We start from the raw sequence: 564 nt of genomic DNA, 5'->3' as shown, positions 1-564 counted from the left end.
TTTGCCGCTTAGCAGAGCGTTAGCCCACACAAGGATGAAAAGAAGTATGAAGATAAGAAACGAGAAAGTATCTGACTATTCAAGAATTGAAGAAATAACGAAGCTAGCTTTCGTGGGTAAACCGTACGCGTCAGGTACAGAGCAATATTTATCGGAAAAGTTGCGAGAGAATGACGCTCTATCTTTGTCATTGGTACTTGAAAATGAGGGAACAGTGGTTAGGCATTTAGCTCTCTCACCAATAAAAATTGATGGTCTCAATGGTCCATACTTTGGCCTTGGGCCACTTGCCATACTTCCTGAAGCTCAAGGAAAGGGATATGGCACTGCGTTGCTAAACTCAGCCTTAGAGTATTTAGCCGAAAATAATGCGAAGTGTTGCGTTTTAGTCGGAGACCCAAATTATTACTCTCGTTTAGGCTTTGAAATTGAGTCAGCTCTAACATATCAGGGAGCACCTACGGAATATTTCCAGGCAATTTGGTTTACAAAAGAAAAGCTAGTAGGTGAAGTTGAATTTCATGAAGCTTTTGAGTAATGGGCTAACAAGCAATTTAAGAGGGA

At 41.0% G+C, this 564-nt stretch carries 1 protein-coding gene; it reads left to right on the top strand.

Translation table 11 applies throughout. The annotated features are described in order from the left end of the window. The coding region (locus ACP45E_RS19210; protein ID WP_206743908.1) for a GNAT family N-acetyltransferase at positions 1-538 on the top strand (538 nt) is incomplete at its 5' end. Between the last annotated feature and the right edge of the window lie 26 nt (positions 539-564).

The sequence above is a fragment of the Vibrio genomosp. F10 str. 9ZD137 genome, assembly GCF_049974785.1.
Lineage (GTDB): Bacteria > Pseudomonadota > Gammaproteobacteria > Enterobacterales > Vibrionaceae > Vibrio.
The sequence above is the reverse complement of the archived record's forward strand: the minus strand, read 5'-3'. Positions and strand labels throughout refer to the sequence as shown.